This window comes from Nocardiopsis ansamitocini (assembly GCF_030268225.1).
Taxonomy (GTDB): Bacteria; Actinomycetota; Actinomycetes; order Streptosporangiales; family Streptosporangiaceae; genus Nocardiopsis_D; species Nocardiopsis_D ansamitocini.
The window spans coordinates 494776-514125 of record NZ_BSQG01000001.1; the positions used below are offsets into that span (position 1 = coordinate 494776).

The 19350-nt window shown below is 68.9% G+C and carries 15 protein-coding genes; 8 read left to right on the forward strand and 7 right to left on the reverse strand.

Annotated features, from left to right (window positions below):
* The first annotated feature begins 31 nt into the window (after positions 1–31).
* The 6 genes from lpdA to QSJ59_RS02295 all read left to right on the forward strand — a co-directional run bounded on the left by lpdA (position 32) and on the right by QSJ59_RS02295 (position 6687).
* Positions 32–1411 carry a dihydrolipoyl dehydrogenase gene (gene lpdA / locus QSJ59_RS02270; protein ID WP_285756969.1) on the forward strand — a complete coding sequence of 460 codons (1380 nt, stop codon included), beginning with the start codon at positions 32–34 and terminating at the stop codon, positions 1409–1411.
* Positions 1412–1503: 92 nt separating this feature from the next.
* Positions 1504–2901, forward strand: a complete 1398-nt coding sequence (gene sucB / locus QSJ59_RS02275) for a 2-oxoglutarate dehydrogenase, E2 component, dihydrolipoamide succinyltransferase (protein ID WP_285756970.1) — start codon at positions 1504–1506, stop codon at positions 2899–2901.
* 356 nt (positions 2902–3257) lie between these two features.
* Complete coding sequence (locus tag QSJ59_RS02280) at positions 3258–4154, forward strand: TIGR01777 family oxidoreductase (protein WP_285756971.1); 897 nt, start codon at positions 3258–3260, stop codon at positions 4152–4154.
* Between the two features lie 23 nt (positions 4155–4177).
* A complete protein-coding gene (gene lipB / locus QSJ59_RS02285) occupies positions 4178–4879 on the forward strand; it encodes a lipoyl(octanoyl) transferase LipB (protein ID WP_285756972.1) in 702 nt (233 codons plus the stop codon).
* A gap of 54 nt (positions 4880–4933) precedes the next feature.
* On the forward strand, positions 4934–5878 hold the full coding sequence (lipA, locus tag QSJ59_RS02290; RefSeq protein ID WP_285756973.1) for a lipoyl synthase: 945 nt from the start codon (positions 4934–4936) through the stop codon (positions 5876–5878).
* A gap of 77 nt (positions 5879–5955) precedes the next feature.
* Positions 5956–6687, forward strand: coding sequence for a DUF4191 domain-containing protein (locus QSJ59_RS02295; RefSeq protein WP_285756974.1), 732 nt, complete (start codon positions 5956–5958; stop codon positions 6685–6687).
* 74 nt (positions 6688–6761) lie between these two features.
* Here the strand turns inward: QSJ59_RS02295 and QSJ59_RS02300 are convergent, their stop codons facing one another.
* Complete coding sequence (locus tag QSJ59_RS02300) at positions 6762–7259, reverse strand: RDD family protein (RefSeq protein WP_285756975.1); 498 nt, start codon at positions 7257–7259, stop codon at positions 6762–6764.
* A 275-nt stretch (positions 7260–7534) separates the two neighbouring features.
* Here QSJ59_RS02300 and glnA point away from each other — a divergent pair, with 275 nt between their 5' ends.
* Positions 7535–8959, forward strand: coding sequence for a type I glutamate--ammonia ligase (gene glnA, locus QSJ59_RS02305; protein WP_285756976.1), 1425 nt, complete (start codon positions 7535–7537; stop codon positions 8957–8959).
* A gap of 418 nt (positions 8960–9377) precedes the next feature.
* Here the strand turns inward: glnA and QSJ59_RS02310 are convergent, their stop codons facing one another.
* From QSJ59_RS02310 to QSJ59_RS02330, 5 genes are all read right to left on the reverse strand, one after another.
* On the reverse strand, positions 9378–9962 hold the full coding sequence (locus QSJ59_RS02310) for a TetR/AcrR family transcriptional regulator (RefSeq protein WP_285756977.1): 585 nt from the start codon (positions 9960–9962) through the stop codon (positions 9378–9380).
* 48 nt (positions 9963–10010) lie between these two features.
* A complete protein-coding gene (locus QSJ59_RS02315) occupies positions 10011–10334 on the reverse strand; it encodes a DMT family transporter (RefSeq protein ID WP_285756978.1) in 324 nt (107 codons plus the stop codon).
* Between the two features lie 102 nt (positions 10335–10436).
* Positions 10437–13451, reverse strand: coding sequence for a bifunctional [glutamine synthetase] adenylyltransferase/[glutamine synthetase]-adenylyl-L-tyrosine phosphorylase (locus QSJ59_RS02320; protein ID WP_285757857.1), 3015 nt, complete (start codon positions 13449–13451; stop codon positions 10437–10439).
* A gap of 156 nt (positions 13452–13607) precedes the next feature.
* Complete coding sequence (locus tag QSJ59_RS02325; RefSeq protein ID WP_285756979.1) at positions 13608–13943, reverse strand: hypothetical protein; 336 nt, start codon at positions 13941–13943, stop codon at positions 13608–13610.
* A 510-nt stretch (positions 13944–14453) separates the two neighbouring features.
* Entirely contained in the window at positions 14454–16649 is a 2196-nt protein-coding gene (locus tag QSJ59_RS02330; RefSeq protein ID WP_285756980.1) for a carbohydrate-binding module family 20 domain-containing protein, read from the reverse strand.
* A gap of 581 nt (positions 16650–17230) precedes the next feature.
* On the opposite strand from QSJ59_RS02330, the gene QSJ59_RS02335 reads away from it, so the two are divergent.
* Positions 17231–17404 carry a hypothetical protein gene (locus QSJ59_RS02335; protein WP_285756981.1) on the forward strand — a complete coding sequence of 58 codons (174 nt, stop codon included), beginning with the start codon at positions 17231–17233 and terminating at the stop codon, positions 17402–17404.
* 79 nt (positions 17405–17483) lie between these two features.
* Here the strand turns inward: QSJ59_RS02335 and QSJ59_RS02340 are convergent, their stop codons facing one another.
* The gene (locus QSJ59_RS02340) at positions 17484–19208 is read right to left on the reverse strand and encodes an NAD+ synthase (protein ID WP_432707430.1); all 1725 of its coding nucleotides are present in this window, start codon (positions 19206–19208) and stop codon (positions 17484–17486) included.
* Positions 19209–19350 lie beyond the last annotated feature (142 nt).

A 19350-nucleotide genomic window follows, 5' to 3' on the forward strand; every position in this document is an offset into this window, starting at 1 on the left:
AGCACCGAAACAACCAAGGAGTGTCCTTCCCGTGAGTGAGAGCGGCGGCACATTCGACCTCGTCATCCTCGGCGCCGGCAGCGGCGGCTACGCGGCCGCCATCCGCGCCTCCGAGCTGGGCCTGAGCGTCGCCCTTGTCGAAAAGGACAAGCTCGGCGGCACCTGCCTGCACTACGGATGCATCCCGACCAAGGCACTGCTGCACGCGGCCGAGGTCGCCGACAGCGCCCGCGAGAGCGAGAAGTTCGGCGTCAAGGCCACCTTCGAGTCGATCGACGTCGAGGGGGTGCACAAGTACAAGGACAAGGTCGTCAGCGGCCTGCACCGCGGCCTGGGCGGCCTGCTCAAGGCGCACGGGATCACCATCGTGGAGGGCGAGGGCAAGCTCACCGCCGAGAACCAGGTGACCGTGGACGGCAAGGTCTACGAGGGCGCCAACATCATCTTGGCCTCCGGATCCAAGCCGCGCACCCTGCCGGGGCTGGAGCTGGACGGCGAGAAGATCATCTCCAGCAACGACGCGCTCAAGCTCGACCGCGTCCCCGAGTCCGTGATCGTGCTGGGCGGCGGCGTGATCGGCGTGGAGTTCGCCAGCGTGTGGCGCTCCTTCGGCGCCGAGGTCACCATCGTCGAGGCTCTTCCGCACCTGGTCCCGGTCGAGGAGGAGTCCAGCTCCAAGCTGCTGGAGCGCGCCTTCCGCAAGCGCGGCATCAAGTACGAGCTCGGCACCCCGTTCGAGAGCGTCAAGACCACCGACTCCGGTGTCAGCCTGACCCTCAAGGGCGGCAAGACCGTCGAGGCCGAGCTGCTGCTGGTCGCCGTCGGCCGCGGCCCGGTCTCGGAGGGCCTGGGCTACGAAGAGGCCGGGGTCCAGCTGGAGCGCGGCTTCGTCAAGGTGGACGAGAACCTGCACACCGGCGTGGGCAACATCTACGCCGTGGGCGACCTCATCCCCACCCTCCAGCTCGCGCACGTGGGCTTCGCCGAGGGCATCTTCGTGGCCGAGCACATCGCCGGGCTCAACCCGGTGAACATCGACTACGACGGCGTCCCCCGGGTCACCTACTCCGAGCCCGAGGTCGCCTCTGTGGGCATCACCTCCGCGACCGCGGCCGAGCGCGGTATCGAGACCACCGAGTTCGTCTACAACCTGGGCGGCAACGGCAAGAGCCAGATCCTGCAGACCCAGGGCGCCGTCAAGCTCATCGCGCAGAAGGACGGACCCGTCATCGGCGTCCACATGGTCGGCAGCCGGGTCGGCGAGCTGATCACCGAGGGACAGCTGATCTACAACTGGGAGGCCCTGCCCTCCGAGGTCGCGCAGCTGATCCACGCCCACCCGACCCAGTCCGAGGCCCTCGGTGAGGCCCACCTCGCACTGGCGGGCAAGCCGCTGCACGTCCACGACTAGTTTTCCCCGCCGTGGGCAGCGGGCGGGCCCAGTCCAGGGCCCGCCCGCTGCCGTTTTCCAGCCTTGCGACACAGTTCATACAAGAGGGACAAATGTCGACTTCTATTTCCATGCCCGCGCTGGGCGAAAGCGTCTCTGAGGGCACTGTCACCCAATGGCTCAAGAAGGAAGGCGACACTGTCGAGGCCGACGAGCCCCTTCTCGAGGTCTCCACCGACAAGGTGGACACCGAGATCCCTTCGCCGGTCTCGGGTGTGCTGACCAAGATCCTGGTCGCCGAGGACGAGACGGTCGATGTCGGTGCCGAGATCGCCGTCATCAGCGAGGCCGGCGAAGCCCAGGCCGAGCCCGCGCCCGAGGCCGCACCGGAACCGGAGCCCGAGCCCGAGCCGGCCCCCGAACCCGAGCCGGCCCCCAAGGCCGCTCCCGCTCCTGAGCCGGCTCCCGCCCCGGCCCCCGCAGCCCGCTCCGCCAAGCGCGAGGACGACCTGCCCCCGGTGGATCTGGAGACGCTCAGCGGCACCGGCCAGGTGTCGGGGACCGACACCGACGCCTACGTGACCCCGCTGGTGCGCAAGCTCGCCTCCGAACAGGGCGTGGACCTGTCCGCGGTGGAAGGCACCGGAGTGGGCGGACGCATCCGCAAGCAGGACGTCCAGGACGCTGCGCGCAAGCAGCGCGAGCAGCGCACCGCCGCCCCGGCCGCCCCCGCCGCCGCCCCGGCCGCCGCGTCGGCGGCTCCCCGTCGCAGCGGCCCCGCCGACACCAGCCTGCGCGGTCGCACCGAGACCATGTCCCGACTGCGCCAGACCATCGCCGAGCAGATGGTGGAGTCGCTGCGCGTCTCCGCCCAGCTCACCCAGGTGATCGAGGTGGACGTCACCAAGATCGCCCGGCTGCGTGACCAGGCCGCCGAGGCGTTCCAGTCCCGCGAAGGTGTCGAACTGGGCTTCTTCCCGTTCTTCGCGCTGGCCACGGTCGAGGCACTGAAGGTGCACCCCAAGCTCAACGCCGTCATTGAAGGCACCGAGGTCACGTACCACAGCATCGAGAACCTGGCGATCGCCGTGGACACCGAGCGCGGTGTGCTGGCGCCGGTGATCAAGGACGCCGGTGACCTCAACCTCGGTGGCCTGGCCCGCAAGGTCTTCGACCTGAACGAGCGCGCCCACACCGCCGGTCTCAACCCCGATGAACTGAGCGGCGGCACGTTCACGCTGACCGACACCGGCGGCGACGGTGCGCTTTTCGAGACCCCGATCATCAACCAGCCGCAGGTGGGCATCCTGGGCACCGGGACCGTGGTCAAGCGCCCGGTCGTGGTGGACGACCCGCAGCTGGGCGAGGTCATCACGGTTCGCTCGATGGTGTACCTGGCGCTGAGCTACGACCACCGTCTGATCGACGGTGCCGACGCGGCGCGGTTCCTCGGTGACGTGCGCGAGCGCCTGGAGGAAGGCGCGTTCGAGGCGGAGCTGGGCCTGGCCTGACCCCCCTCTGCCCCGTCCGCCGTGCGGGCGGGGCAGCGCGGACCGTATCCGAACCGGTTCGGTGAGGACTCGCGGAAAAGCAGTGTGGCGGCACCCTTATACGGGTGCCGCCACACTTTTTACCCCACCATCATCCCCTGGTGATCCCCACCACCAAAGGTCTGTGTGCGCCCGTGCGCGCTACGGGCGACCGTCGAAGACCCGGGGGAATTTCTTCACACCCCGCATCTCCGTTAATACTCAGCGTAGTTCATCCCTGGTACCGCGTGTGACGGATCCATGGAAAACCTTTAGGTTTTCTCCGCTGGGGCGCGCCCTGGCGCGTTCTCTCCCCGTCTCGGGGTAACTCTTGGGTCATGAGGATCGCGATCACCGGGGCCTCCGGGCTCATCGGCTCGGAACTGAGCCGCTCCCTAACCGCAGACGGCCACGACGTCGTGCACTTGGTCCGCAGACAACCGCACACCATGGCCGAGGTCCGCTGGGACCCCGAGGGCAACACAGTGGACACCGAGGGGCTTGCGGGGGTGGAGGCGGTGGCACACCTGGCCGGGGCCTCTCTGGGGCCGGCCAGGTGGACGGACGCGCGCAAGCGACTGATCCGGGAAAGCCGCACCGTGGGCACCGAGACATTGGCCACCGCACTGGCCGGCATGGCCACCCCGCCGGCACGTCTGGTGTCCGGCTCGGCCATCGGTTTCTACGGTGACACCGGAAACGAGGCCGTCACCGAGGGGGCACCGCGCGGACGCGGCTTCCTCGCCGATGTGACGGCCGACTGGGAGGCAGCCACCGCCCCCGCGCAGGAGGCGGGGATCTCGGTGGCCCACGCCCGCACCGGTCTGGTCCTGGCACGCTCGGGCGGCCTGCTGGGCACCGTCCTCCCGCTTTTCAGGGCGGGGCTGGGCGGCCGGCTCGGCAGCGGACGCCAGTACATGAGCTGGATCTCACTCGCCGACGAGGTCGGTGCCCTGCGTTTTCTGCTGGAGCGGCCCGACATCACCGGTGCGGTCAACCTCACCGGTCCCGAGCCGGTGACCAATGCGGCCTACACCAGGGAGATCGGCCGCATTCTGGGGCGCCCCACCGCGCTTACGGTGCCGGGGTTCGCAATGCGTGCGGCACTGGGCGGATTTGCCGACGAAGCCGCTTTGGTCAGCCAGCGAGTGCGCCCGAAACGCCTGCTGGACTCAGGTTATTCCTTCCACAATCCCGACGCCGGAAGCGCGCTGACCGCCATCCTCGGCCGGTAGCGCCGGGGCGTAAGGTGGAACGCGTGAGCGAGCTCCTGTATCAGTGGTTGGGCGAGGCACCGGTCCCCTACGAGGAGGGCTGGGAGCTTCAACGGCAGCTCCACAGGCGCCGTGTCGCCGACCAACTGCCGGACACCGTGCTGCTGTTGCAGCACGAACCCGTCTACACCGCGGGGAAGCGCACCGGCCCCTGGGACCGGCCGCAAAGCGACCCCGGTGCACCTGTCGTCGACATCGACCGCGGCGGCAAGATCACCTGGCACGGCCCCGGCCAGCTCACCGCCTACCCCATCGTCAAACTCGCCGATCCGATGGACGTCGTCGCCTACGTGCGCATGCTCGAGGACGCGATCATCGGCCTGATCAGCGAATTCGGTCTGGTCGGCAAGCGGGTGCCGGGGCGCACCGGAGTGTGGTTGGACGCCGCGCCCGAGCGGGGGCTCATCGAACGCAAGATCGCGGCGATCGGCTGCCGCGTCTCCCGCGGGGTCGCGATGCACGGATTCGCAGTGAACTGCGACAATGACTTGTCGTGGTTCGACCGGATCGTCCCGTGCGGAATCTCCGACGCCGGTGTCACCTCCCTCTCCGCGGAGTTGGGGCGCACCGTCGGTGTGGACGACGTCCTGGAGCCGACCCGGCGCCATTTGGCCGCAGCGCTGGGCGCGCCGACCTACAGCAGCGCCCACGGTCGGCCCGCGCTCCCCGAGTTCGCGGACGCTTGATCCCCATGCGCACCGAGTGGACCCCCACGAGGGGTGAAGGAAAGGAAGACCGCGTTGAGCATCGCTCCTGAGGGACGCAAGCTGCTGCGTGTCGAGGCCCGCAACAGCGCGACTCCCATCGAGAAGAAGCCGCCGTGGATCAAGATCAAGGCGAAGATGGGGCCGGAGTACACCGAGCTCCACTCGTTGGTCAAGAGCGAGGGCCTGCACACGGTGTGCCAGGAGGCCGGCTGCCCCAACATCTACGAGTGCTGGGAGGACCGCGAGGCAACTTTCCTCATCGGTGGCGACTCCTGCACCAGGCGCTGCGACTTCTGCCAGATCGCCACGGGCAAGCCCAGCCCCCTGGACCGGCGCGAACCCCTGAAGGTCGCCGAGTCGGTCCGCAAGATGGAGCTCAAGTACGCCACCGTCACCGGTGTCGCCCGCGACGACCTCGACGACGGCGGGGCCTGGCTGTACGCCGAGACGGTCCGCAAGATCCACGAGCTCATCCCGGGCACCGGTGTCGAACTGTTGATCCCCGACTTCAACGCCGACCCCGAGCAGTTGGCCGAAGTCTTCGGGTCGCGCCCGGAGGTGCTGGCGCACAACATCGAGACGGTGCCGCGCATCTTCAAGCGCATCCGACCGGGTTTCCGCTACGAGCGCTCCCTCGAAGTGATCACCCGTGCCCGCGAGGACGGTCTGGTCACCAAGTCCAACCTGATCCTGGGCATGGGCGAGGAGCGCGAGGAGATCAGCCAGGCGATGCGCGACCTGCACGAGGCGGGTTGCGATCTGCTCACGATCACGCAGTATCTGCGCCCCTCCAAGCTGCACCACCCCATCGACCGTTGGGTGAAGCCGCAGGAGTTCGCCGACCTCGGCAAGGAAGCCGAGGAAATCGGCTTCGCGGGGGTCATGTCGGGTCCGCTGGTACGTTCCTCCTACCGTGCGGGACGGCTGTACAAGCAGGCGATCGAGAAGCGGGAAGCCGCGGTCCCCACCCAGTCCTGACAACGTGATCAACCTGAAACGGCAGCCCAGGGGCTGCCGTTTCACGTATGCGCTCCGATTCGCCCTATCCTGGGGACATGGCGAAAAAGCCCAAGGACACCCAGACCGGCCCGGCGACCGACGCCCAGGGCACGGACGGCGCTGAGAAGCCGCCCGGCAGAATCAAACAGCTCCGCATGGTCGCCAAGGTCGTGCGGCAGCAGAGCCCCAGGAGCATCCCGATCGCCGTGGCGATCGGGCTGGGGATCGTGCTGCTGGCCGTCCTGATTGGCTTCTTCACCGGCAGTCTCCTGTTCGCGATCCCGTTGGGCATCAGCATCGGCCTGCTGGCCGGCTTCATCGTCTTCACGCGCAGTGCCCAGCAGGTCCAGTACAAGATGCTGGACGGCCAGTTGGGGGCGGGAATGGCGATCCTGCAGAACATGCGCGGCGACTGGACCGTCGAGCCCGGCGTCAACGCCAACCGCAGCATGGACATCGTGCACCGCGCGGTGGGCCGGCCCGGAGTGGTGCTGGTCGGCGAGGGCGACCCCCATCGGCTCAAGCAGCTGATCGCCGCGGAGCGCAAGCGCGTCTCCCGGGTCGCCTACGACACCCCCATCTACGACGTGCAGGTGGGCAACGGCGACGGTCAGGTCAAGGTCTCGGAGTTGCAGAAGCGGATGCTGAAGCTGCCGCGCAACCTGGACAAGCCGCGGGTGGCGGAGCTGCGCTACCGGCTCAAGGCAATGCCGGCAGCCGTCCAGACCCCGCGGGGCCCGATGCCCAAGGGCGTGAAGATGCCCAAGCCGCCCAAGCAGAACCGCTGACTCGCCACAGCAACTTCTCGGCCCCTGTGCAGCACGTGCACAGGGGCCGTTCTCGTCGGCGCGGAGCGCTTCTTTCAGAGGCGGACGCTGATGGTGCCGGCCAGGCGGTCGTGGAGGCCACGCTGATCGCGGTCGTAGACGACCGCGGGGACGACAAGGCAGAGTAGGACGGTGCGCACGATCATCGCGACCGGCCAGGGCAGCGCCCGCTCGCCGGTGGCGGCAAGCCCGCTCCCGGTCAGCAGTTTGCCCGCGGTGGTGCCGAACAGGGTGAGCAGCACGATGACCATCACCGCGAACACCGCGACGGGCAGCAGGGCCGCGCTGGGGGGCGTCCCGCCTTCCGGAGCCGGTGCGAACACCGAGGGTGCGCCGAACAAGGCGGAGGCGAGCAGGCTCGCCAACAGCCAGTCGATGATCAGGGCGACCACCCGGCGACCGAATCCCGGCACCGAACCGGAACCGCTCTCCGGCCGGCCCAGCCGGTTGCCCCTGTACTCGAACTGCGTCTCGTCCGCGTCTCCGGGTCCGAAAGTCCCGGCGCGGCCGTCGCGGCCACCTGCATCACCCATGGCATCCACGGTACTGGCGACTCTTCAGGGCCCCTTACCGGGTCTACCGTGGACGATCGTCGACATGGGGAAGTCTTGACCCTGAAAGACGTTGATTCCTGAGGTCAAACGGGAAAACCACCGTCTCCGTAACATGCGTGAAACATATGGGACACGGGTCGGAAATCGCACGCTCTTAGCGTCAAAGTCGTAGCCGGGAGGTGGCGGGGGTCGGATGTTCGCGACGAAGCGAACCGCCTACCCGCGCGACCTCTTACACCTGCACGGAGGTAATTTTGTTCAGCAGTGCCGATGAGGTCCTCGCCTATATCCAGGAAGAGGACGTCCAGTTCGTCGACGTCCGGTTCACCGATCTGTTCGGTGGCGTCAACCACGTGACGCTTCCGGTCGAGAACATCGATGCGGACTTCTTCACCAACGGCCAGATGTTCGACGGGTCTTCGATCCGCGGCTTCCAGGCCATCCACGAGTCGGACATGGTGCTGCTCCCCGACCTCAGCACCGCGGTGATCGACCCGTTCCGCGAGTTCAAGACGCTGAACATCACGTTCTTCGTGCACGACCCCTTCACGCTGGAGTCCTACAGCCGGGACCCGCGCAACGTCGCCCGCAAGGCCGAGGCGTACCTGAAGAGCACGGGCATCGCCGACACCGCCTTCTTCGGCCCCGAGGCCGAGTTCTACATCTTCGACGACGTCACCTTCGAGACCAAGCCCAACGGTGGCTTCTACTCGATCGACTCCGTCGAGGGCGCTTGGAACACCGGCACCAAGAAGGAGGGCGGCAACCTCGGTTACCGCCCCCGCTACAAGGGCGGCTACTTCCCCGTCGAGCCGGGCGACCACTACAGCGACCTGCGTTCGCGCATGGCCCGCAAGCTGATCGAAGCCGGCATCCCGGTCGAGCTGCAGCACCACGAGGTCGGCACCGCCGGCCAGTCCGAGATCGGCTTCAAGTTCGGCACCCTGCTCGAGCAGGCCGACCGCGTGCAGCTGTTCAAGTACATCGTGAAGAACGTCGCCAACGAGGCGGGCAAGACGGTCACGTTCATGCCCAAGCCGCTGTTCGGCGACAACGGCTCGGGCATGCACTGCCACCAAAGCCTGTGGAAGGACGGCGCCCCGCTGTTCTTCGACGAGAGCGGCTACGCGCAGCTCTCCGACACCGCGCGCTACTACATCGGCGGTCTGCTCAAGCACGCTTCCTCCCTGCTGGCGTTCACCAACCCGACGGTGAACTCCTACCACCGTCTGGTTCCGGGCTACGAGGCCCCGATCAACCTGGTGTACTCGCAGCGCAACCGCTCCGCCTGCGTGCGCATCCCGCTGACCGGTTCCAACCCCAAGGCCAAGCGCCTGGAGTTCCGGGTCCCCGACCCCTCGGCCAACCCGTACCTGGCGTTCTCGGCCATGCTGATGGCCGGCATCGACGGCATCAAGAACAAGATCGAGCCGCCGGAGCCGCTGGACAAGGACCTCTACGAGCTTCCTCCGGAGGAGGCCGCTGAGATCGCCAAGGTTCCCGCCTCGCTGGACGCGGTGCTGGACAACCTGGAAGCCGACCACGACTACCTCGTGGAAGGTGGCGTCTTCACCGAGGACCTCATCGAGACCTACATCGACTACAAGCGCACCGAGGAGATCGACTCCCTTCGCCTGCGCCCGCACCCGCGGGAGTTCGAGCTGTACTACGACATCTAAGAGTTGATCGCCGTGGCCTGCGCAGCTGGGAGATCTTTTCCCACCGGACGCACACCTGGCGGGCTCTGAGGGTCGCAGGGGCCATCGACGGCACACGCCGTCGATGGCCCCTCTCGTTTCTCTGCGCCGAGGCGGGCACCATGAGGACGCGGGTGGGCGGCGCACCTTCAGGACCGGCACGACAGAGGCAATCGGCGTCGCGAACGCTGGTCCCCCGTCCGCGACCACGGACGCGAAGAGGTTCCGCAGGGTGCGCCGGCCGGGCTCGGGTGACGGCTCGTACCGCTTCCGCGGCCTCCGAGGATCGATCGCACCGACGGCCTCCATCGGTCGACGCCGCTCCCCGCCGTCGTCCCCGGCGGTTTCGCGCCCTCCCGGCCATCGCCCGGAAGCCCCGGGCGAATGCCGACCCGCCCCCTCAGCCGCCGTGCAGGGCGGGGTCCAGGTCGAGGCGCAGGATGTGGACGAGGACGGCGCGCACGTCCTCTGCGGTGACGGTGTCCTCGGCGAACAGGGCTTCCAGGCACAGGCCGTCGGTCGCCGCAACGACCGCGCGGACGGCCACCGGGTCGTCGGTGTAGCGGCGGGCGATGTCGGCGACCAGGTCGATCCAGCGACGCGCGACCGGGCGCAGTGCGGGACGGCGCGCCGCCAGGAGGGTCAGCTCGTACTCGGCGAGCATCCGGCCGCGGCCGGCGTGCCCCGCGGCCGCGATGAGCTCGGCCACCCCTGCCCCTACCCGGTCGCCCTCGACGAAGTCGCGCAACTGACGGGCGTAGGCGTCGGCGGCGTCGGTGAGTGCGGCGACGAGGAGGTCGTCCAGGGTGGCGAAGTAGTAGACGGCGGAGCTCGCGGGCACCTCGGCCTCACGCGCCACCGCCCGATGGGAAAGCCCCGCCACACCGTCGCGCTCGATCACCCGCAGGGTGGCCGCGATGATGGCGGCTCGGCGACGCTGTCCGCGCGCCCGCCGCCCGTCGTCGTGCTCGCTCGCCTCGGGCATGCTTCCCGCTCTCCTTCCACCGGGTCTTTTGGACTGCGCGGTCAGACCCTAGTGGGCCGCCCCGAGCTCCAGTGCCAGAACCCCGGCGATCACCAGGCCGATCCCGCCGGCCTGGATCCAGGTGAGTCCCTCCCCCAGGAACAGGGCTCCGATGAGCGCCACCAGCGCGACGCCGGAGGCCGCCCAGATCCCGTAGGCGACACCGACCGCCATCCCGCGGTTGAGCACCTGGGCCAGGATGGCGAAGGCGGCGAGGTAGGCGACGACAGTGATCACTGAGGGGATCGGCTTGCTGAACCCCTCAGAGAACCGCAGCGCGACCGTCCCGGTGACCTCGGACACGATGGCGAGGGCGAGCAGTGCGTAGACCACGGGACACCTTCCATAAAGTTGAACAATAGTTCAACTTTATGGACGCGTTTTCGACGATGTCAAACCCGTCCGGGGCCCGCTCGCGACGGGCCCCGGACACGGTCAGCTGTCGTAGAAGACGCGCTCCATCACTGCCCGGGCGCGGCGCGTGGCGCGACGGTACTCCTCCAACAGCCGCTCCCCCGGCCCCTCCGCCTCGTCCTCGGAACCGTAGCCCAGCGCGGCGGCGACCGCGGTGCGCTCGCGCAGGTCGGCGGGGATCAGGTCGCCGCCCTTGTTGCGCACGAGCATGATCGCACCGCGCACCCGGGAGGCCAGCCGCCAGGCGACCTCCAGCGTCGCGGCGTCGTCGACGTCGAGCAGGCCGCGCTCGACCGCCACGTCCAGGACCCGGATCGTGCCGGTCGTGCGCAGCTCCGGGATCTCGTGGGCGTGGCGCAACTGGATGAGCTGAGCCACCCACTCCACGTCGGAGAGGCCGCCGCGCCCCAGCTTGGTGTGCAGGGTGGGGTCGGCACCGCGCGGCAGCCGCTCGGACTCCATCCGTGCCTTGAGGCGGCGGATCTCCAGCAGCGTCTTCACCGAGATCCCGTCTTTGGGATAGCGGATCGGGTCGATCAGCGCGGTGAAGCGCTCCCCCAGTTCGGCGTCGCCGGCGATGGGGATGGCGCGCAGCAGTGCCTGGCTCTCCCAACTGGCCGACCAGCGCTGGTAGTAGGCGGCGTAGGAGTCGAGGGTGCGTACCATCGGTCCGTTCTTGCCTTCGGGGCGCAGGGCGGCGTCCAGGCGCACCGGGGGCTCGGCCGCGGGCAGTTCCAGCAGCCGGGTCAGCTCGCGCACGATGGCGCCCGCGGTCTCGGTGGCCGCGGCCGTGTCCGCACCGGGCAGCGGGGCGTGCACGTACATCACGTCGGCGTCGCTGGCGTAGGTCAGTTCGTTGCCGCCGAACCTGCCCATCCCGATGACGCAGAGCCGGGTACACGGCTCTTCCCCCCTTTGATGGGCCACCCGTTCGGTGGCGGCGCGCAGGGCCGCGTCGATGGTGACCGCGGAGATCGCGGTGAGCGCGTCGCCGACCCCGTCGACACCGGTCACGCCGAGCAGGTCGGCTGCGGCCGTGCGCAGCAGCTCACGGCGCCGCAACGCACGCACCGCGGCCACCTGGTTCTCGGCCGTGTCGTGGCGGCGCAGCGCGGCATCGGCCTCCACGATCAACTCGACGTTGCGGCGCTGGCGCAGGTCGGAGTCGTCGGCGAGGACGGCCACCGACTCCGGGGCACGCAGGAGCAGGTCGGTGACGTAGCGGCTGGTGCCCAGGAGCCACGCCATCCGCTCGGCGACGCGAACGTCGTCGCGCAGCAGCCTCAGGTACCACGGCGTAGTGCCGAGCGCCTCGCTCACCTGGCGAAATCCCAAAAGTCCGGCGTCGGGGTTGGGGGCGTCGGCAAACCAGCCGAGCATGACCGGCAGGAGGGTGCGCAGGATGGCGGCCCGCCTGGTCACGCCCGCGGTCAGGGACTCCAGGTGCCGCAGCGCGCCGCGCGGGTCGGTGAAGCCGAGTGCCTCCAGCCGGGCCCCGGCCTGCGCGGTGGACAGCCGCGCTTCCTCTCCCGGCAGCCGGGCGACCGCTTTGAGCAGCGGGCGGTAGAACAGCTTCTCGTGCAGGGTGCGCACCTGTCCGGCGCGGCGGCGCCAGGTGGCGGTGAGGTCGGCGACGGGGTTGACGCCGAATCCCAGCGAACGGCCGAGGCGGCGCAGTTCGTCCTGTCCGGAGGCGGTCTTGGGATCGGGCAGCAGATGGGTGCGGCGCAGCCGGTAGAGCTGGAGCAGATGCTCCACCCTGCGCAGGAACCGGTAGGCGTCGGCCATCTCGGCAGCGTCGTCGCGGCCCACGTAGCCGCCGTGCGAGAGCGCGTCGAGCGCCACCAGGGTGCCGCCCGAACGCAGTGTCTCGTCGGTGCGCCCGTGCACCAGCTGCAACAACTGGACCGCGAACTCGATGTCGCGTAGGCCGCCGGGACCGAGTTTGAGCTGGCGGTCGGCCTCCGCGCGGGGAATGTGCGCCTCCACCCGGCGGCGCATGGCCTGGACGTCCTCGACGAAGTTCTTGCGCCCGGCCGCCTGCCAGACCAGCGGGCTGATCGCCTGGACGTAGGCCGCGCCCAGTTCGGGGTCGCCGGCGATGGGGCGGGCCTTGAGCAGCGCCTGGAACTCCCAGGTCTTGGCCCAGCGCTCGTAGTAGGCGAGGTGTCCCGACAGCGGGCGCACCAGGGGCCCGTTCTTGCCCTCGGGCCGCAGCGCGGGGTCGACCTCCCACAGGGTGCCCTCGGCGTCGGTCTCCCCGGGGATGCGCATCATGGCGGCGGCCAGACGGGAACCGGAGCGCAGTGCGGCCTCGGTGTCCACGGTGTCGTCGAGGGGCTCTGCGACGAAGACCACGTCCACGTCGCTGACGTAGTTGAGCTCGCGCCCACCGCACTTGCCCATTCCGATGACGGCGATCCGGCAGCGGGCGGCGTCGTCGGGGAACTGGGCGCGTGCGATGGCCAGGGCGCCCTCCAGGGTGGCGGAGGCGAGGTCGGCCAGTTCCGCCGCCACCTCGTCCAGACTCTGCAGGCCGGTCAGATCCCGCCCGGCAAGGCGCAGCACCCTGCGGCGGTAGGCCAGGCGCAACGCGTGGGCCACATCGGCGGGCTCGCCGTCGGAGAGGTCGGCCGTGGGCGCGGGCGAATTGGGGTCGGCTCCGACCGTGTGCAGCAGTCCGGTACGCAGTTCTTCGGTACCGGGAAGGCGCGCGGCGTCGGCGCCGAGCAGCTCCCGCCAGTCACCGGGATGGCGCGCCAGATGGTCGGTGAGGGCGGTACTGGCACCCAGCACGCTGATCAGTCTGGACCGCAGTTCCGCGTCCTCGACCAGTGCGGTGCGGATCTCCTCGGCCTCGGTGGAGCGCTCCACGAGCCGGGTGAGACCCAGGAGCGCGAGGTCGGGGTCGGGGGCCGCGCTGAGCGCGTCCACGATCACCGCGTGCGAACCGGGGTCGAGTCCCGACTCGGCCATCAGCCGCACCGAGCGTGCACCGTCACCGAACCCGCGGCGCGCCAGCGCCCCCGCGGTCATCTCCGAACCATTCCGAGTCGCCACGACGACAACCGTAGTGCGCGCATGCCCGGTGGGGTGGAACCGAGGCCCCTTCCTGAGTGGATGTCCGGACACACGAAAGGCCGGGCACCCTGCGGGGAAGGGCGCCGGCCTGATCGTTGCGGACGGTGGGGGTTACCAGAAGACGGCGATGGCGACGTTGAGGATGGCCAGGACGCCGGCGATGACGGCGAGCCTGGTGGCGGGCTTGCGAAGGTTGAGCACGGCCACGACGGTGACGGCGACGGAGATCACGAGCTTGACGCCGATCTTGACGTGGTTGAAGTCGCCGTCGCCCATCTCACCCACGCCGACCAGGAGCAGGCCGGTGACGAGCTGGAGGAGGGAGCTGTGCAGGATCACCTTGGGCGACTTGGCGTGCCCGCTGATCAGCTGAAGGAGGAACCCGGCGACGATGCCCGCCATGCCGAGTAGATGCAGGAATACGAGCGCGGAATAGACGATGTCCATGGCCCGCACGCTACTACGACGTGTAGGACACCTGTTCACCAGTAGGACATCGCCGCATCGGACGGTACCCGACCTGCGAGATCTCGATCGATACTCCCGCGGAGCAGGGCATGATCCGCCCGCCCCCGGGTCATCGCGTCCCGCGGTGACAGGTGGGGACGGGCCCGGCATCGATCACGCGGCGATGCGAGCGGAGTGGGTGACGTCCCGGATCAGCCACCCATGCTGATGTATCCCATGGCTGCGGAGACGGCGAGGAAACCGACGATCGCGGTACCGGCAACCCAGAGTTTCGTCTTCACGGCGGGACTCCGATCTTTTGGGGTCACTGGGCAGGCTACGGGATACACCGGCTGGGGACCAGGGCTCTTTGCCGCTTTGCGCACGGTCCGTGCCGCCGTGGCGACACCGCGCCGCTGTCCTCGGCAGGTGTGCGACAGGGTGCGGCCTGCGGCGATCCGGTTGTCTTGAACCGGATCGAAGTCGGACAGGACTTTCAGGGGATCAGGCTCAGCCCCAGTTGTCGGCGAAGGTTCGGGAACAGCCGCCGCCACTGTCATCGGCGGTTGCAAAACGGTTGCCGCGCTGCTCCCACTCGACCGTGCCGTCGGGGTTCTTCTTGACGTACTTGTAGGTGAACGAGGTGCCCCCGGGCAGGGAGACCGTGCCCTTCCAGAGGGGGTAGTCGGCGGAGGAGAGCTTCACGGCTTTTCCCGGGTCCCAATTGCCGAGTTGGGCGACGGAGCCGACCACGTAGACCTCCTGGCCGTGCCAGGTGGTGACGGTGGGGTGGAAGCGGGCGGTGACGGCGGAGCATCCGCTGCCGCCTCCCCCTCCGCTGCCGCCGGCCGCGACGTTCCAGGTGACGTTGTAGGAGGCACCACCGGTACCGCTGCGATTGGGATCGTTCTCCCATTCGGCGGTGCCGCCGGGAGAGACCTTGACGAGCTTCCAGGCGAAGGGGCCGTCGATGTCGGCCGAACCCGTCCAGGTCGGATAGGTCGCCTCGTCGGTGCTCAGCTTCAGTCCGTCCCGGGGGTTCCACGAACCCAGTTCGGGCACGGAACCGACGGCATAGACCTCCTGGCCGTAGTCGGTGGTGACGTCGGCCGTGAACGAGGTGCTCCCCCCGCCCGGCGGCGGGCCGACAGGACCGCAGCCGCCGGGGTCGAGGCACTCGGTCAGGGCCTCGATGTGCAGGGCCACGCCCCGGTTGGCGGGGATGGCGGCGGTGAAGGCGCCGTCCGAGACGGTGAGGACACCACCGGTGCACGCGTCGGCCTCGGCGTCGTAGGTGCCGCGGGCCACGTTGCAGTAGTCGCCGTCGGGCAGGCCGGTGGTGAACGTCTTGTCCCAGACGCTGGAAGTGGCGTTGAAAGCGGCGTAGCCGGCGGTGCCGCGGGCGAACCCGAGGCGGCCGTTGCCGTCGGTGGTCACGCTGCCGATGCCGTGGCCGTCCGTGGCGTTGCGGAAGCCCGCCATCCCCAGGACCTGCTCGTTACGGTGTTCGCAGATCCAGGCGGCGGAGTCGCAGTCGGTGGCGTTGGTGGTGCCGTTCGTCGAGCTCGGCGGCCCCTCGGCCTCCACGGAACCGAAGGCGTAGCTGGACATCAGCTGAGGCGTGCCGTAAGGGTGCGCCATCATGAACGCGTCCGCCAGGTAGTAGCGGTCGCCGTCCTTGTAGGTCAGCGTCGGGGTGGCGCGCTGGGTGTCGTGGTTGTCGATGAAGACGACCGCCTGGGCCGAGGTCAGGCCGCCGTAGTCGGGCATGGCGCCCAGGGAGGCGATGGTGCCGTCACTGAAGGCGGAGGCGACTGCGCGCTGGTAGTCGAAGTTGGTGACACCGCCGTAAGGGGCATAGGCGGTGTAGGGCACAGTGGCGTCGCCGTAGACCTCGTGGAAGAGGTCGGGACGGCCACCGAAACCGGGGACGTCGTGCAGCCGGTCGATGATGTCGGCGAGGTGCGCTTCCTGCACGTGCTTGGCCGCGTCCACCCGGAAGCCCGCGACCCCCAGGTCGATCACCGTGTTCATGTACTTGGCGATCATGCGTCGCACGTCGGCGTCGGCGGTGTTGAGGTCGGCCAGGCTCAACAATTCGCAGTTCTGGACCTCGGCCTTGTCGTTCCAGTTGGTGATCTCGCGGTAGCAGGGGCCGAAGTCCGCGCGGGTGTAGCTGTCGCCGGAGCCGTCGCCGAACAGGTCGGGATAGGAGTACTTCTCGAAGACGGTGCCTGCGCTGCCGGGGCCGGCACCGACCGATCCGGTTCCGCTCATGTGGTTGAGGACCATGTCGACGTAGATCTTGACCCCGGAGTCGCGGCAGCGCTCCACCATGTCGACGAATGCGGCGCGGTCGCCCCGCCTGGTCTGGTCGATCTTGTAGGAGACCGGCTGGTAGTCCTGCCACCAGGGGTAGGTCCCCCCTTCTGCGGCGGGGAGGACGACGTGCTCTTGGGGCGGGGAGACCTGGACTCCGCCCCAGCCGTTGGGGCCGAGGGTCGTCTCGCACTCCTCGGCGACGGAGTCCCAGCGCCATTGGAACAGGTGGACGATGGAGTCGCCGTTGGCCTCGACCGCCGCTTCCCGGGGCTGGGGCAGGGGGTCCGCGTGCGCGGTCGAGACGGCCGTCAGGGGGATCAGGGACAGGACGAAGCCGAGGACGGCCGCCAGCAGGACGGCCAGTGGTCTGCGAACTGCTGTCATCACGCTCTCCAAAGCGAGACGGGGGGACTTCCCGAACGGGAGGAACACCGTGAGATGAAGCGAACCTGCAAGCGATGCAAGAACTTTCACAGTGAGACGAAGGTAACAACTGATCGCCGCTTTGTGAACTCCGCATTTCCGAGTGCACAAAAAAAGAAGTCCCTCGCAGCAAAATGACGCTTTTGCTTACTTTTCGCACGATAAGTTCGACATTCGGCAACTCGTCGACCATGCACAAAAGCGACATGACCACCGCGACATCCAGCCCCCCGAGCACCACGCACCCCGGACGAATCCCTCACCCAGCGCACTCCCTTGCAGAGATTGCAAGTATTTGCAAAACCGTTGGTTGTCGCCTCGGAGGGGAGGGGCGGTACACGACATGGAGACGTCCGTCCGGCTGCCCCGCAGTGCCCCGCCGGCCCGACGGGACCGGACCGCGGTCTTAGCCGGCGGGCGGCACCACCCCGACGATGCGCGCCGTCTAAGGAGTTCGCCCGATGTGCGATCTGGCGTCTTAGCGAAAGTCTGTGGTCAGTCGGGCGGAACCACCCGCCCGAGCGAACCGAAGGACGGCAACCATGCACCCCGACATCACCCGCGCCCTGGCCGACGACCACCGCGCCGCGCTCATCCGGGAAGCACAGAACCGGCTGACCCGCCGTCAACGACTGATCGACGCCGCCGACCGTCGCCGGGACGCACGAACCCGCACGGGCGGTAGCGGGCATCGGAACAAGGGCCTGGCGGCCTGAGCGGTGGCCGCACGGCCGACCACCGCCCCGATTACCTGTACTGCGTGGCCCTCGCCCATCGGCGGGGGCCACGAGCCGTTCAGACGGTCCAGCGGTTGGTGATGGGCAACCGGCGGTCCCTGCCGAAATTGCGCTTGCTGACCTTGGGGCCAGGCGGATACTGGCGGCGCTTGTACTCGGCGCGGTCGACCAGGCGGATCATCCGGTCCACCAGGTCGGCGTCGTGCCCGGCCGCGACGAGCTCGGCACGGCCGAGGTCCGTCCCGACGTAGTCGTCCAGCAGTGCGTCGAGGACGGGATAGTCCGGCAGCGAGTCGGTGTCGAGCTGTCCGGGACGCAGTTCGGCGCTGGGCGGTTTGGTGATGGAGTTCTCCGGGATCGGGGCCGTCTCCCCCCCGCGCTCGGCCTCGGCGTTGCGCCAGAGCGCCAGTTCCCAGACCAGTGTCTTCCAGGCGTCCTTGATCGGCGCGAAACCGCCCGCGGAGTCCCCGTAGAGCGTGGAGTAGCCTGCGGCCAGTTCACTCTTGTTCCCGGTGGTCAGGACAAGATGGCCCTCCTGATTGGACAGTGTCATCAGTAGCTGGCCGCGGACGCGCGCCTGGAGGTTCTCCGCCGCGAGCCCGTCGATCTTGACGGCGTCCTCGAAGGCGTCGACCATCGGCCCCACCGCCACGGTTCGGCCGTTGATGCCCTGGCGCCGCACGAGCTCCTCCGCGTCGGAGACGGAGTGGTCGCTGGAGTAGCGGCTGGGCATGAGCACCGCGTGCACCAGTTCCGGGCCGATCGCATCGGCGGCGATCGTGGCCACCAGGGCGGAGTCGATACCACCCGACAGCCCGAGGATGACCGAACCGAACCCGTTCTTGCGGACGTAGTCGCGGGTCCCCAGGACAAGCGCCGAGTAGACCTCCGCGATGTCGTCCAATCGGGGCTCCACGACGTGCGGGCGCACGGCGAAGGAGGGCACCGGTTCCTCGGAGAGGAGGTGGCGTTCCACCGTGATGCCGCCGCTGACGGCCCCCCACACGCCGGGGCCGCCTGAAGCAGGGAGATCGAGATCGGTGACCAGCAGATTCTCGTCGAACTGCGGGGCGCGTGCCAGGAGCTCACCGGAAGCGTCCACCACGAGGGAGTCCCCGTCGAACACCAATTCGTCCTGGCCGCCGACCAGGTTGACGTAGGCGAGCGCCGCGTCGGCCTCGCGCGCGCGCCGGGCGCACAGTTCCAGACGCTGGTCGTCCTTGTCCCGCTCGTAGGGCGAACCGTTGAGGACGACGAGCAGCCCCGCGCCGGCGTCGCGCACCGCGGCCACCGGGCCGCCGTCCTGCCAGAGGTCCTCGCAGATGGCGAAGGCAACATCGATCCCGTGCAGGCGTACAACGGGCAGGATGTCGCCGGGGACGAAATAGCGGAACTCGTCGAAGACGCCGTAGTTGGGCAGGTGGTGCTTGGCCGAAGTGAACACCACGCGGCCCTTGTGCAGCATCGCCACGGCGTTCTGCGGTGCCCCGGTGGGCTGGCCGAGCCGGGTGACGGCGTCGGCGCGCCTGCTCAGGAAGCCGGTCACCACGGGGAGATCGCCCAGTCCCTCGTCGGCGAGGCGCGCGGCGAGGGCATGCGCGGCCTCGATGGAGGCGTCCGCGAACGTCCGGCGCAACGCCAGGTCCTCGACCGGGTAACCGGTGAGCATCATCTCCGGGAAGACGACCAGGTGGGCGCGCTCCCCCACGGCGCGTCGCGCGTAGTCCACGACGAGTCCGCAATTACCTTCCAGGTCACCGACAGTGGGGTTGACCTGGGCCATAGCTATTCGCAGTTGTGCCACGCGCACGAGCCTAACGAACCCCTCTCGGACCAGCGGCGACAACCCTCCGGGGTGAAGCCGCACCGGCCTTGCGCCCCGCCTCCACCTCCCTTGGGGCACCCTCGGTTAACGTCGAGGTAAC

What these genes read in the sequence shown, in the direction of transcription:
- QSJ59_RS02320 (WP_285757857.1), bottom strand. Translation starts at nt 13,451, where the DNA reads ATGACCGCGGGGGCGCTGGCGCGCCGCGGGTTCGGTGACGGTGCACGC.
- QSJ59_RS02340 (WP_432707430.1), bottom strand. Translation starts at nt 19,208, where the DNA reads ATGGCCCAGGTCAACCCCACTGTCGGTGACCTGGAAGGTAATTGCGGA.
- QSJ59_RS02325 (WP_285756979.1), bottom strand. Translation starts at nt 13,943, where the DNA reads ATGGACATCGTCTATTCCGCGCTCGTATTCCTGCATCTACTCGGCATG.
- QSJ59_RS02300 (WP_285756975.1), bottom strand. Translation starts at nt 7,259, where the DNA reads ATGGGTGATGCAGGTGGCCGCGACGGCCGCGCCGGGACTTTCGGACCC.
- QSJ59_RS02310 (WP_285756977.1), bottom strand. Translation starts at nt 9,962, where the DNA reads ATGCCCGAGGCGAGCGAGCACGACGACGGGCGGCGGGCGCGCGGACAG.
- sucB (WP_285756970.1), top strand. Translation starts at nt 1,504, where the DNA reads ATGTCGACTTCTATTTCCATGCCCGCGCTGGGCGAAAGCGTCTCTGAG.
- QSJ59_RS02330 (WP_285756980.1), bottom strand. Translation starts at nt 16,649, where the DNA reads ATGACAGCAGTTCGCAGACCACTGGCCGTCCTGCTGGCGGCCGTCCTC.
- QSJ59_RS02295 (WP_285756974.1), top strand. Translation starts at nt 5,956, where the DNA reads ATGGCGAAAAAGCCCAAGGACACCCAGACCGGCCCGGCGACCGACGCC.
- QSJ59_RS02335 (WP_285756981.1), top strand. Translation starts at nt 17,231, where the DNA reads ATGCACCCCGACATCACCCGCGCCCTGGCCGACGACCACCGCGCCGCG.
- QSJ59_RS02280 (WP_285756971.1), top strand. Translation starts at nt 3,258, where the DNA reads ATGAGGATCGCGATCACCGGGGCCTCCGGGCTCATCGGCTCGGAACTG.